The organism is Flavivirga sp. 57AJ16, assembly GCF_028736925.1.
In the GTDB taxonomy this organism is placed as follows: Bacteria; Bacteroidota; Bacteroidia; order Flavobacteriales; family Flavobacteriaceae; genus Flavivirga.
This window is the reverse complement of the sequence record NZ_JAQZAT010000014.1, coordinates 1-13,790: the sequence shown is the minus strand read 5'-3', so window position 1 is coordinate 13,790 and position 13,790 is coordinate 1. Positions and strand designations below refer to the sequence as shown.

General features: G+C 33.8%; 10 protein-coding genes. 5 read left to right on the top strand and 5 right to left on the bottom strand.

What is annotated here, in order from left to right; genetic code table 11:
- Positions 1 to 6: 6 nt before the first annotated feature.
- From gntA to PQO00_RS15210, 5 genes are all read right to left on the bottom strand, one after another.
- Positions 7 to 666 carry a guanitoxin biosynthesis heme-dependent pre-guanitoxin N-hydroxylase GntA gene (gntA, locus tag PQO00_RS15230; RefSeq protein WP_274185714.1) on the bottom strand — a complete coding sequence of 220 codons (660 nt, stop codon included), beginning with the start codon at positions 664 to 666 and terminating at the stop codon, positions 7 to 9.
- Positions 667 to 898: 232 nt separating this feature from the next.
- Positions 899 to 1,165: a SemiSWEET family sugar transporter gene (locus PQO00_RS15225; RefSeq protein ID WP_274185713.1), complete on the bottom strand. Its 267-nt coding sequence runs from the start codon at positions 1,163 to 1,165 to the stop codon at positions 899 to 901.
- A gap of 327 nt (positions 1,166 to 1,492) precedes the next feature.
- Positions 1,493 to 2,146: a porin family protein gene (locus tag PQO00_RS15220; RefSeq protein ID WP_274185712.1), complete on the bottom strand. Its 654-nt coding sequence runs from the start codon at positions 2,144 to 2,146 to the stop codon at positions 1,493 to 1,495.
- 666 nt (positions 2,147 to 2,812) lie between these two features.
- On the bottom strand, positions 2,813 to 3,262 hold the full coding sequence (locus PQO00_RS15215; RefSeq protein ID WP_274185711.1) for a PA2169 family four-helix-bundle protein: 450 nt from the start codon (positions 3,260 to 3,262) through the stop codon (positions 2,813 to 2,815).
- Positions 3,263 to 3,531: 269 nt separating this feature from the next.
- The gene (locus tag PQO00_RS15210) at positions 3,532 to 5,670 is read right to left on the bottom strand and encodes a catalase (RefSeq protein WP_274185710.1); all 2,139 of its coding nucleotides are present in this window, start codon (positions 5,668 to 5,670) and stop codon (positions 3,532 to 3,534) included.
- A 614-nt stretch (positions 5,671 to 6,284) separates the two neighbouring features.
- Here PQO00_RS15210 and PQO00_RS15205 point away from each other — a divergent pair.
- The 5 genes from PQO00_RS15205 (at position 6,285) to PQO00_RS15185 (ending at position 13,317) form a co-directional block, all read left to right on the top strand.
- Complete coding sequence (locus PQO00_RS15205; protein WP_274185709.1) at positions 6,285 to 7,925, top strand: CTP synthase; 1,641 nt, start codon at positions 6,285 to 6,287, stop codon at positions 7,923 to 7,925.
- 74 nt (positions 7,926 to 7,999) lie between these two features.
- Entirely contained in the window at positions 8,000 to 9,904 is a 1,905-nt protein-coding gene (yidC, locus tag PQO00_RS15200) for a membrane protein insertase YidC (protein ID WP_274185708.1), read from the top strand.
- Between the two features lie 262 nt (positions 9,905 to 10,166).
- A complete protein-coding gene (locus tag PQO00_RS15195; RefSeq protein ID WP_274185707.1) occupies positions 10,167 to 10,868 on the top strand; it encodes a toxin-antitoxin system YwqK family antitoxin in 702 nt (233 codons plus the stop codon).
- Positions 10,869 to 11,174: 306 nt separating this feature from the next.
- Complete coding sequence (gene mnmA, locus PQO00_RS15190) at positions 11,175 to 12,362, top strand: tRNA 2-thiouridine(34) synthase MnmA (protein WP_274185706.1); 1,188 nt, start codon at positions 11,175 to 11,177, stop codon at positions 12,360 to 12,362.
- Positions 12,346 to 13,317, top strand: a complete 972-nt coding sequence (locus tag PQO00_RS15185; RefSeq protein WP_274185807.1) for a nitronate monooxygenase family protein — start codon at positions 12,346 to 12,348, stop codon at positions 13,315 to 13,317. The genes mnmA and PQO00_RS15185 overlap by 17 nt, the downstream gene beginning before the upstream one ends.
- The last annotated feature ends 473 nt before the right edge of the window (positions 13,318 to 13,790 follow it).

Genomic DNA, 13,790 nt, shown 5'->3' with positions numbered 1-13,790 from the left:
GTATTTTTAATTTTTGGCAGAAAAAGGGCATGTCCATTCTTTCTCAACTGCCCTGCCACTATATTGTTTCGCTTCCGTATCTGAACCATAATCAGCTAATACAGGGTTTATAGAACCTTGTAATGCCATATCACGTTTTCGAATCCTTTTCTTAATATTTTTGTATATCCCCATTTGTCTTAATTTTTCAAACTGCGAATGTAAATTAAAAACTATGGTACAATAAGGAGCTTTTCTTGCCAATCTAGAACTTCCTGGATGCATACCTACAATATAAAAAGCTTTGCCTTTTAAACTAAAGCTAAAATTTGGATTATTTGGATCTTGACTTACATTAGAATCCCAAGCGGTATGATCATGATCATGAAGTTTTTGTAAAAAGTTCCACAAAGCATTTTCAAATTCTAGATCAGATTTAAATTTACTGTTTTTAAAACAAATTATTAACGATTCAAATTCCTTAGATTTGTCATCATATTTATCTAAATAGTTTTTAATGTCCAAAAGGATAGGCATGATCACTTTATCGGAAGATATATCATCATAAATATTTAAGTGATACTTATTCATGGCAAAAACCGTCTTTGCCATGACACATGGATGCTTTTTATTAATTATAAAATCTCTATATTCCAGTTGAATTTTATTTAATTCTAGTTGTTTCATAATTATATTTTTTAAATGCGTTCATACTAAAATTATAAATAACAGTATGATTAAATGTGCTCAAAGAATAATATTAAGAATTCTATTGAACAAGATCATTCTTTCTCATTTTAGAGATGCTTTACTAGAAAGGGTTTATAATTATAAATAGATTTTACAATGGTTTAAAAAGCTATTCAAATACTAAATAAGCCTGATCTATTAAGAAAATTGATCTTGTAATCTCATGGGATTAATTTCCTCGGGAAATAGGGAAAATTATTAAGCAAAGCATGATGCCATTAAGAAAGAAGGAAATACCATTTGTAATAATGATTGGCCAATCCTGTTTCATAATTCCATATACGACCCACAGTCCAACACCCATACACAAGATTACAAACATATAAGGGTTGACATCTTCTACACTTCCTGTTTTAATAGCTTTCGTAATTTGTGGTAGTACAGCTATAGTGGTGAAGACCCCAGCTAAAATCCCTATAATTTCTTCTAGTTTCATTCTAATCTTTTTTAAATTCAACACTAGGTGAAAAAATCATGGCATTATTGTTATTATATTCTTTAGTAGTTAAAAAAAGCACCTGTATAATGGAATTGGTGGGGTTTGATTTTGTTGTTAATAATTGGAATTTCAATCATTTTATTTCTGTTGTAACCAAATAAAGAGTTAATTTAAATAGATTTTAAGTACAACACTAAAAAGTCTAAATAATTAACTCTTTAAAAAGCGCTCTCTACTATACGCTTAAATTAATATTTACCAATAGGACAACCATTCTGCAACGCCACCTATACCCTAATAATTGCATTATATTAGCTACTTCATTTAGTTTAATTTAAATGCTATATATACACTTAGGTTACTATTTTTACCATCGGGAATAGTATAATTATCTGTGCCTATCGTTCTTTCTTTACCAACCGTTGTAAGTCCATAATTGTAACGTGCTCCAATTCCAATGGATTCAAAATCAAAACCAATACCAGCAGAAATACCTGCATCAATTTTATTGAAGTCATCATTATCAAAATTATCTTCAAAATCGAACGTACCACCTTCTGTTTCATTGGTGATTTGTGCATCAATTAAATAGGCTACATACGGTCCCACATGAATGTTAAAATTTGGAGTTATATTTGCCTTAAGCAACACGGGTACTTCAATATAGTTTAATTTAAATTTGGCTTTTCCTTCTGCAAAGACATTATCATACGTTAATTCTGATCCTTTTCTGCTAAACAGAAATTCAGGTTGAATAGCTAAGGACTCAGAAATTGGCATACTTACGTATAAACCAGCATTAAAGCTCGTTAATACATTGTTATCATCAACATCGTCCGTGTACATATTTGAAAAATTAGCACCGCCTTTTATACCAAATCCTGCACCAGAAGATGAAACCTTTTGAGCTTGTAATGGTAGTATGGATGCTCCAAAAGTTAAAAGTAGAGCTGCGACTAATTGAATTTTATTTTTCATAATAATTAAAATTTTATTGTTTGTTTATGCTACAAAGATGCGACATACTGAAAGCTTGTTTATTATAAGATATTATTGATGTTTTATAGAATTTCCATTTTCCTTTTTAACAAACAAATTTTCTTTTATTAAAAGCATGCCAATAGCATTACTAAAATGCAATCGTATATAAAATATAGTTTATTATACTTATTTATTGTTGTCCGATTAAAACTATTGAATACTGTTTGAAACTTGATTATAAGAGTATTTGTAAAAGCTTTGCTGTTTAGCCACTTTACTTTTAATATTGACTAAGACTATCTGAATTATTCTGATTTCAGGAAAGTAATGATGATATGTGTTTTGCTTGTTAGTTAGTTACAGTCAAGTCTTTATTCTTGGTTCTTATAGCGGAGCGGTCTTATGTCTTTAGTCGGACACTAATGATACTTATTAATAAAATGAACTTAAGCTATTATTCCTGCTAAGTAAAATTTCATTAAAGGAGGTTCATTTGTTTAATAAAGAATCCTGAGGAAATTGTTAATTTTTACTGCCATACAAAAACATGTGCTCAGATTGACCGGGTATTTTAAACGAGTTCACAAAAAAATATTATAAATAATAGACACAAAAAAAGAGAAGTATAAAACTTCCCTCTTCTCTATGAAATGACATTAAAAACTAATGTAGATCTTCCAAACTTTTAATGGTTCTTAAATCACTTTCAATGGCATCTTGTTGTTTTAGCAATATAGTATGCGTGCTCATGGGCAGTGATGTTTCAGTAAGAACATCCTTATATTCCTGTACAGCTGCCTTTTCGCCTCTAATTGCTTCTTCAAGCATAGATTCGTCATTATCGACTGAAAACAAGGCTTTAATGTCCATCCAGGTACGGTGGGCAGCAGCTGTTATGCTTCCGCTTTCAATACCACGTTCTCCAAACGATCGGATCTCATTATTTAAGTCTTGTCCAAAATTATGTCGCTCTTTGGACTTTCTTTCAAAATATCTTTTTAAGTAAGTGTGATCTGTGTTCGCTGCGGCTTTTTTAAAACCTTTTTCTGCATCATAAGTTTTTTCTAAAAGATCATTTAATTTACTACTTATGTTTTCTGTGTATGTACTCATAACTTTTACATTTTAAATTAACAATGGCTTATTTTAACGATGCCCATTGGATGACATCTTTTTTTACTGTTTACTAATATCATTTTGCTTATCATTGTTACTGTAAGGTCTATATAGAATTATCTTTCCTATATTAAAAATTACATATCCAAGTACGACTCCTACTAATACGTTAATGGTCATTTTTCTAATAACTTGTTTTATTAACTGGATTCCAGAATCGAGTTGATGCACTATAACTATTTCATTGAATGTCCTAAAAAAAGCTTTTAAACGGGTATGTTTTTAACAAATTCCATTCTATCCCAATTGCGATGTTTTGCAAGAGCATCTACAAAGTTTATAGGGTCTTTATTAATTAAAATAGCAGGATCCTGTTTGGATTGTGAAACAAAAGTATCGTTAATTAGGTCTTCACCTTCATCATCTACGGCGATAGCTTTACAGTGCTTAAAGGCTTCATTTATAAACTTTATAAATTTTGGTTCTTTCTTCAATCCTTCAATAGATTTTTTACCCCCAGGAATATATAGTGCATCAAACAAAACACTTTCAGTAGTCATGATTGCTGCATCTACGGTATGGCCCATATTCTCGTCGCACATTACTTTACCACCATGAGGTGCTATTAATTTTACAAAGGCCCCTTTTTTTTCGAGAACACTTTTCATTTTTTTTAAATTTTTCATAGAAAAACCATCAGCTACTAATACCGCAATGTGTCTTGTAGCAATACTTTCAAATTTAGTATTGGCCTGACTTAGTGTAGGTGCAGCATCGAGGTAATTTTTCTTTTTAGGCGGTTGTTGTTGCTCTACATCGGCATCTGCGCCTATGGCTTGATTAATGGGGTGTTGGATGGATGCAGGAATTTCAAGACCTAACCCTTCCGCTACTTTTTTTGCCAAATCTGTATCAATTTGAGAAACGAGCCAGAGCATCCGTTCTTGTATATGAGTCTGGTTACATTTACCAAGTTCGAATGTATAGGCCTCTGCAATATGTTGTTGCTCCCAGGGAGCTAAACTTCTGTAAAATAGTGCTGGTTGTGAAAAATGATCATTAAAACTTTCACTACGAGTTCTAATCTTTTTGGCGTCTATACGCTCTTCGTATGAGTGAAATGCACCTTCGGCTATTTTGGATAAATGAGGGCAGCCACCACTTAAACTATTTGGAAAATAAGCAGTTTGCCCTTTTGGGATCTCCATTTGCATGTGACCATCGCGTTGATTGTTGTGGGATTCTGCCACAGGGCGGTTTATTGGAATTTGATGAAAATTCGGTCCGCCTAATCTAGATAACTGTGTGTCTCTATAAGAAAATAAGCGCCCTTGTAATAAGGGATCGTTAGTAAAATCTATACCTGGAACAATATGCCCGGGCAAGAAAGCCACCTGCTCGGTTTCTGCAAAAAAGTTTTCGGGATTTCTATTTAAGGTCATTTTTCCAATAATCTGTACCGGAACTAGTTCTTCTGGAATTAATTTGGTAGGGTCTAACAAATCGAATTCAAATTTAAATTCATCTTCTTGAGGAACTATTTGAATCCCTAATTCCCATTCCGGAAATTCACCCGCCTCTATAGCATCCCATAAATCGCGTCTATGAAAATCGGAATCAGCTCCACTAATTTTAACCGCTTCATCCCATGTTACAGAATGCACACCTAGTATTGGTTTCCAATGAAACTTAACAAAATGGGAAGCTCCTTTTTCATTTATTAATCTAAATGTATGAATACCAAAACCTTCCATCATTCGAAAACTACGAGGAATGGCTCTATCACTCATTACCCAAATTTGATTGTGAAGCGTTTCGGTAGTACGTGATACAAAATCATAAAAAGTATCATGAGCCGATGCTGCCTGGGGGATTTCCCTATTAGGTTCTGGTTTCACTGCATGAATAAGATCCGGAAACTTCATTGCGTCTTGAATAAAAAAGATGGGCATATTATTGCCTACCAAATCCCAAGTCCCTTCTTCTGTATAAAATTTCACTGCAAAACCTCGTACATCGCGTGCTAAATCGGTTGAGCCTTTAGAGCCTGCAACCGTAGAAAACCTTACAAAAACAGGCGTTTTTCTATTAACATCTGTAAAAATTCCTGCTTTACTAAATTGCTCTATACTTTCATAAAGCTCAAAATAACCATGTGCTGCACTTCCTCTAGCGTGAACAATTCGTTCAGGAATGCGTTCATGATCGAAATTTGTAATTTTCTCACGTAATAAAAAATCTTCCAAAAGTGTTGAACCTCTCTCTCCCGATTTTAACGAATTGTTTGTGTCATTAATTTTCAATCCTTGATTTGTCGTCATGATAGTGTCATTTATTTCCTTTTGTGACGCTTTCAAATCTTTTATTTTTTTTAATTCCAATGGATGTTTTTTGTCTTTAGCCATTTTTTTATGATTTGTGTATTGTAAATAAATATGCTTCCAGTTCTGCTCATAATATTGTTTCGAAATTCTTCATTTTTAGACATATAGATTAACACTATTAATAAAAAAATTACCTCAAACAAACGCCCCCTTCGTATTACGGTAATCAAAGAATCAAATAATTAACTGAATTTAAAAAGTAGAGAATTGATTTTGTATGGTACTCTTGATTATTTTTTGAGTTATAATTGATTATTAAAATGACATTATACTTTACGTTAATTCAAATTTTGGAACCATGAGACAACACTAATGTAGATTTCATTATTTTCGTTGTTGCTGTTATGTTGGTAGGATTTTGCATCGGTTTAGGACGATTGATTAAATTTATTAGTAATAAAATATTTGGTTTTATACTAGGATGCGCCAGGTTAGGGAAGAGGGTAGGAAATGAGCGAAACACCCCTATGGCTTGTCTTGAAGATAGTGTGGTTCAAGAAATACTTTATTATATGAATAATAAAGTATTTTTATTATATCCAAAATAGGGCTTAAAATTCCCTTTAAATAACCCGAAACTAATTCTGAAATAACTATTTTAATTTTGTAAATTTGCCTGCGTTTATAAGCGCAACATGACAACTACAACAAAATACATATTTGTAACAGGAGGAGTTACATCATCTTTAGGAAAAGGTATCATAGCAGCATCGCTAGCTAAATTATTACAAGCTCAAGGTTATCGGGTAACCATTCAAAAATTAGATCCATACATTAACGTAGATCCAGGAACACTAAACCCATATGAACATGGGGAATGTTATGTGACTGAAGATGGCGCTGAAACCGATTTGGATTTAGGACATTACGAGCGTTTTTTAAACGTACCAACAAGTCAGGCTAATAATGTAACAACAGGACGCATTTATCAAAGCGTTATTCAAAAAGAGCGTCGCGGTGAATTTTTAGGGAAAACGGTACAGGTCGTTCCTCATATTACCGATGAAATAAAACGCCGTGTACAACTTTTGGGCAAGTCTGGTGATTATGATATTGTTATTACAGAAATAGGCGGAACGGTTGGTGATATAGAATCGTTACCATATATAGAAGCAGTACGTCAATTACGTTGGGATTTAGGAGAAAATAATGGTGTTGTTATTCACTTAACCTTAGTACCTTATTTATCTGCAGCCGGCGAATTAAAAACAAAACCAACGCAGCATAGTGTTAAAACACTTATGGAAAGTGGTGTACAGGCAGATATACTGGTTTGTAGAACAGAACATGATCTGCCAAAAGACTTACGTCGTAAATTGGCCTTATTTTGTAATGTTAAAGAAGAGGCCGTTATTCAATCTATCGATGCTTCTACTATTTATGATGTTCCAAATTTAATGTTAAAAGAAGGCTTGGATAAGGTCGTTTTAAAACGATTGAATTTAGAAAGCTCTACGCCAGATATAGCTAGATGGAATAATTTTGTACACCGTCATAAAAACCCAAAGACAGAAGTTACTATTGGGTTGATCGGAAAATATGTAGAATTACAAGATTCGTATAAATCTATTTTAGAAGCCTTTATTCATGGGGGCGCAGAGAACGAGGTTAATGTAAAAATAGAATCTATTCATTCAGAATACTTGAATAATGACAATATAAAACTAAAACTGGGGCACTTAGATGGCGTTTTAGTAGCTCCAGGTTTTGGAGAACGTGGTATTGAAGGAAAAATTACGGCGGTAAAATTTGTTAGGGAAAATAACATTCCATTTTTAGGAATTTGTTTGGGCATGCAAATGGCTGTTATTGAGTTTGCACGAAATGTTTTAGGTATGGCCGATGCAAATTCAACTGAAATGGATGTGACTGCCAAGAATCCAGTAATCGATTTAATGGAAGAGCAAAAAAGTATTACAGATAAAGGGGGCACGATGCGTTTAGGTGCTTGGTCATGTGAGCTTAAAAAAGGGAGCATTGTCCATGAAACCTATAAGAGCGATATTATAAAAGAACGTCACAGGCACCGTTACGAATTTAATAGTACCTACATGGAACAAATGGAAGCTGCTGGTTTACTGGCGACAGGTTTAAATCCAGATACGGGCTTAGTCGAGATAATTGAAATAGCTAATCATCCTTGGTTTGTAGGCGTACAATACCATCCAGAATATAAAAGTACGGTTGCTAACCCACATCCATTGTTTGTGGCTTTTGTAAGAGCAGCCTTGAAACATAAAAAAAATAAAAAAAGTGCCAGTATGGCACGAAATTAAAATTGGATAGCTTATTGATTAGCTAATAATTCCTGCGTAGGCAGACATCTTTTTAATACATACGGGAAGAATAAATGGAAGAAAAAAAATTAGATATTAATTCGGTCATAGGGTTTTTACTTATTTTCGGAATATTAATGTACATGCTTTGGCAAAACCAACCAACGCCAGAAGAGCTGGAAGCTCAAGAAAAAGCAAAACAAGAACAGGTTGCTGCAGAGAAGAAAGCCGAAGCACAAAACCAAACCAAAATAACATCTTCAGAAGATTATACAACAGCAGGGGAGGTTTCAGATTCACTTCAATTGATCCATCTAAAAAATAAACTTGGTGCATTTGCTTATTCAGAAACCTTGGATTCCGGAGAAAAAGAAACCCTTGTTGAAACAGATCTATTGGCTTTAAAGTTTAATAATAGAGGCGGGTATTTATCTGAGGTCAAATTAAAGAAGTTCGTAGATTTTAATGATGAACCCATTTACATTGTAAAAGATAATAATGCTTCTTTTAATATTAATTTTGGGACTACCGAAAGTAGAACGGTTAACACCAAGGATAGATATTTTACACCTTCTGTAACTAAAAATGGTGACCATACGATCGTTTCAATGAAACTTAAGGTGTCTGAAAGTAAATTTTTGGAATATCGTTACGAGTTGAAAAAGGACGATTATATGATCGACTTCACGATCCGTTCACAAGGATTCAACGATGTTATAAACAGTTCGCAAGCGGTTCATTTAGATTGGAACCTAAAAACCTATCGTCATGCAAAAAGTATTTCTTATGAAAATAGATATACTGAAGTGATTTTTGAATATGAAGATGGTAAAGATGATTATTTAGGGCAACAAGAGCAAACAGACGATACGGCGGAAGATGTTAGTTATGTGGCATTTAAGCAACATTTTTTTACATCCATATTGTTAGCAGATGCACCATTTAAAACGGCAACTTTTGAATCTAAAAACTTGGTTCAGGATGAAGAAGTGGATACCGTTTATACTAAGGCATTTGCAGCAAAACTACCTTTGGAATTAGCTGGGGGAGAGATTAATAAAACCATGGACTGGTATTATGGTCCAAGTGATTTTAAAATATTAGATGCATACGATAGAAATTTAGATGAAGTGGTGCCACTTGGTTGGGGTATTTTTGGCTGGATCAATGAGTATGTTTTTATTCCTTTATTTGCTTTCTTAGGTGATTTTTTACCATACGGTATCGCTATTATTGTTATGACGATATTAATCAAATTATTACTGTCTTTTGTACAGTATAAACAATTTTTATCGCAGGCAAAGATGAAAATCCTGAAACCGGAATTGGATGCTATTCGGGAGAAGCATAAAAATAATAAAATGAAAGCGCAACAGGAAACTATGGCGCTGCAAACTAAAGCGGGAGCGAGCCCATTGAGTGGTTGTTTACCGGCTTTAGTACAGTTACCGGTGTTTTACGCACTGTTTCAGTTTTTTCCATCTGCTTTCGATTTAAGACAGAAAAGTTTCTTGTGGGTGAATGATCTATCATCATACGATACTGTGGCTAACCTTCCATTTAATATTCCATTCTATGGCGATCACGTAAGTTTGTTTCCCATATTGGCATCCATTGCTATTTTCTTTTACATGCGCTTAACGACGGGGCAACAGGTTAATACACAGCCACAGCAAGAAGGTATGCCGGATATGGCAAAAATGATGAAGTATATGATGTACTTCTCACCAATAATGATGTTGTTTTTCTTTAATAATTATGCATCCGGATTAAGTTTATATTATTTTATCTCAAACTTAATTAGTATTGGAATTATCTTGGTTATTAAAAACTATATTCTTGATGAAGACAAAATTCATGCTCAGATTCAAGAGAATAAAAAGAAACCTAAGAAACAAAATAAATTTCAGGCACGCATGCAGGAAATGATGGAGCAGGCCGAAAAACAAAAACAAGCACAACAAAAACGAAAAAAGTAAATATCCTTTTCTTAACGAGATAAGAGTTAAGAATTAATAAGAGAAGTTGTCATATTTATTTAAATATGGCAACTTTTTTGTTATACAATTTGAAAATAATATTATCGTTTAATTAATTGTTATATAGTCGAGTCAAGATAAAAATATCATAAGTTTTAGACCTGTCATATGTTTAATTGATCTCTAGCGTCAGAATATTTTACGACAAATCATTCTGATTTAGCTATATACCAGTTTCGATTTAAATTTATTCAAAAGAAAAATGAAAAAGATAATAGTAACGCTACTTATTTTATTAATTCATGGTTTAAGCTTTTCCCAAAGTATCAATCAATTTGATGAAAATGGCAAACGTCATGGTATTTGGAAAAAGACATTTAAAAACACCAATATTCTTAGATACGAGGGTGAATTTTTGCACGGCAAGGAAATAGGCGTTTTTAAATTTTACAAGAATATAAGAAAGAAAGCGGTTTTAACAGCAACAAAAACTTTCAATGAGAATGATAATAAAACCTATGTCAAATTTTTTACGTCCAAGGGAAAAGTTATTAGCGAAGGGGCCATGGATGGAAGGCTTTATATAGGCGCATGGAAATATTATCAAAAAGACTCTGATGGGCTATTGACTTTAGAGCATTATAACAATAAAGGGAATTTGCATGGAGAGCGTTTTGTTTATTACCCGAATGGGCAAATAGCAGAAGAACAAAATTATAATGATGGGACATTGGATGGTGTCTCCACGTGGTACTCTGTTGACCATGTTGTCTTAAAAGCTTTTATTTATGTTAACGGAGAGTTGCACGGGGATTCAAAATATTATGATTCAAAAGGAGAATTGATAATCGAAGGGCGCTACAAACAAGGAAAAAAGCACGGTATTTGGAAATACTATGAAAATGGCAAATTAATAAACGAGAAAGACTTTTCTCCAAAAGGGAATTACAGGAAGAAGCAATAAAACAGTACACCTAGCTAACATGCTCCTTATTGCCATTCCCGTGAAATTGTAAGATTCATGAATTCATTCATATAAAATAGAAAAGAATGAATAAAAAGGGAAAAGCAAGGCATTGGCTTCGCCGAATCTTGATTTGGTAAGCAAATCTTCGATGTCACGATTTCCTATTTAATCAAATAAAATGCATGAGTCATCTAAATATCATAATTTCGTTTTTTTGACCTTATATTAAACCATTTATCCAATCCCTATCAAGTATATCATTTTCTCTAATTATACGTATCTTTGTTGCTTAATTTTTAAGAAATGAAAAGAGTCATTATTGGACTTTCTGGAGGCGTGGATTCTAGTGTTGCTGCTTATTTGTTAAAAGAGCAGGGCTATGAGGTTATTGGCTTATTTATGAAAAATTGGCATGATGATTCTGTGACTATATCTAACGAATGTCCTTGGTTAGATGATAGTAATGATGCTATGTTAGTTGCTGAAAAATTAGGAATACCATTTCAAACGGTAGATTTAAGTGAGCAGTATAAAGAGCGTATAGTAGATTATATGTTTCATGAGTACGAAAAAGGCAGGACACCAAATCCAGATGTTCTATGCAACCGAGAGATCAAGTTTGATGTTTTTATGAAAATTGCCCTGGACCTCGGAGCGGATTATGTCGCTACCGGTCATTATTGTAGAAAAGGAACCATTCAAAAAGATGGCAAGGAAATATATCAGTTGCTTGCAGGGGTTGATGAGAATAAAGACCAGTCTTATTTTTTATGTCAGTTATCCCAAGACCAATTGGCGAAGTCCTTATTTCCTATTGGAGAGCTAACAAAACCAGAGGTACGTGACATAGCTGCTAAATTGGATTTGGTAACTGCCGAGAAGAAAGATTCTCAAGGATTATGTTTTATAGGGAAAGTAAAATTACCGGATTTTCTTCAGCAACAGCTAAAACAAAAAGAAGGTGTTATTGTAGAAATACCCAAAGAGCAAGCTGTTTTTGGTAATATGGAGCCTGAATTTAATTCTGTAGAAGAGAAGTTAAAATATTTGTCTCGTAAGATAGCTTATAAAGTTGATTATGGTAAAATAGTGGGCAAGCATCAAGGCGCTCATTATTTCACAAAAGGGCAACGTAAAGGGTTGGCAGTTGGCGGTACTTTAGAGCCATTATTTGTTATTGATACAGATGTGGATGAAAATGTTATTTATACCGGACAAGGAAAAGAACATCCTGGTTTATTTAAAAAAGCATTGTTTGTAACAAATCAAGAATTACATTGGATTCGCGAAGATTTAAAACTTGATTTAAACGAAACCATGGAGGTTATGGCTAGGATTCGTTATAGGCAATCATTGCAAAAGGCCGTATTATATAAAGTAGAAAGTGGTTTGTATGTTGAATTTGAAGCATTTCAATCTGCAATCACCGAAGGCCAATTTGTAGCTTGGTATTTAGAAGATGAATTGGTAGGTTCTGGGGTTATTTCTTAATAGACAAAATGATATGAATAACAGAATAACTGAATTATTTGATATTAAATACCCAATTATTCAAGCGGGTATGATTTGGAACAGTGGTTGGCGATTAGCATCGGCAGCAAGTAATTCTGGTATTTTAGGACTCATTGGAGCAGGTTCTATGTATCCTAATGTTTTAAGGGAGCATATTCAAAAATGTAAAAAAGCGACCCATAAACCTTTTGGGGTTAATGTTCCTATGTTATATCCTAATATTGAGGAAATCATGGATATTATTGTAGAGGAAGGTGTGAAAATTGTATTTACATCGGCGGGAAACCCTAAAACATGGACGCATTGGCTAAAGGAAAAAGGCATCACGGTCGTGCATGTTGTTAGTAGTGTAAAGTTTGCTTTAAAAGCACAAGAAGCTGGAGTTGATGCTGTGGTAGCAGAAGGTTTTGAAGCAGGAGGACACAATGGTAGGGATGAAACGACTACATTGACACTTATCCCGATGGTTAAAGAGCAGGTGCATATTCCATTAATAGCCGCAGGTGGTATAGCTACGGGAAAAGCGATGTTGGCAACCATGATTTTGGGAGCAGACGGTGTACAAGTGGGGAGTCGGTTTGTTGCCAGTATAGAAAGCTCTGCGCACGAAGCCTTTAAAAAAGTAGTGGTAGATGCTAAAGAAGGAGATACGCAATTAACTTTAAAAGAACTGGCCCCGGTACGTTTAATAAAGAATAAATTTTATAACGATATACAAGCTTTATACAAAACGGGACCAACAGTTGAGGCGCTTAGAGATTTATTAGGTCGTGCCAGAGCAAAAAAAGGCATGTTTGAAGGCCAGTTGGAAGAAGGAGAATTAGAAATAGGGCAAATTGCAGGCTTGATTCACGATGTAAAACCAGTATCAAAAATTGTTGAAGATATGATGCGAGAGTTTGAGGACGCTAAAAAAGAGGCGTCAGGTTTTTAAGTGATTACCCCTTAGTTAATTCGCTCACTGGAGTTTATTGTATTCGGCTTAACCCATTACATATTTGACCCCATAAAAATACTTCTTTCTTCCAATTTTAAGCTTAAAATTGGAATTCATCTCTTCTTAAATTTAACTACCGAGAGTACACATCTATAAAAAAGACGCGAATGGCACAAATTCACACGAATCCAATACATTATGGAATAGATTGGACACGGCATGAATAAGAATCCCTAGACTATATAGGCTTGAAATCTGTCAATAGACAGAATAATTAACGTGAGTTCGATTTAAAACAAGGGAATTTTTAACAATAAATTCACTAATAAAGCGATTTGTCGCCTTGAGCGCAGTCCTTTAGATTTGTATAATAGATTATATCTATAATGATGATGATGATTAAAGAGGGGGTGCAGGGGGAGACTCATAGCTAATAAAAATGTTAATAACTTTGAATTGATGAATAAATA

Coding starts and splice junctions, on each gene's coding strand:
- mnmA (WP_274185706.1), top strand. CDS start 11,175: ATGAAAAGAGTCATTATTGGACTTTCTGGAGGCGTGGATTCTAGTGTT.
- PQO00_RS15225 (WP_274185713.1), bottom strand. CDS start 1,165: ATGAAACTAGAAGAAATTATAGGGATTTTAGCTGGGGTCTTCACCACT.
- PQO00_RS15195 (WP_274185707.1), top strand. CDS start 10,167: ATGAAAAAGATAATAGTAACGCTACTTATTTTATTAATTCATGGTTTA.
- PQO00_RS15215 (WP_274185711.1), bottom strand. CDS start 3,262: ATGAGTACATACACAGAAAACATAAGTAGTAAATTAAATGATCTTTTA.
- PQO00_RS15220 (WP_274185712.1), bottom strand. CDS start 2,146: ATGAAAAATAAAATTCAATTAGTCGCAGCTCTACTTTTAACTTTTGGA.
- PQO00_RS15205 (WP_274185709.1), top strand. CDS start 6,285: ATGACAACTACAACAAAATACATATTTGTAACAGGAGGAGTTACATCA.
- PQO00_RS15210 (WP_274185710.1), bottom strand. CDS start 5,670: ATGGCTAAAGACAAAAAACATCCATTGGAATTAAAAAAAATAAAAGAT.
- gntA (WP_274185714.1), bottom strand. CDS start 666: ATGAAACAACTAGAATTAAATAAAATTCAACTGGAATATAGAGATTTT.
- yidC (WP_274185708.1), top strand. CDS start 8,000: ATGGAAGAAAAAAAATTAGATATTAATTCGGTCATAGGGTTTTTACTT.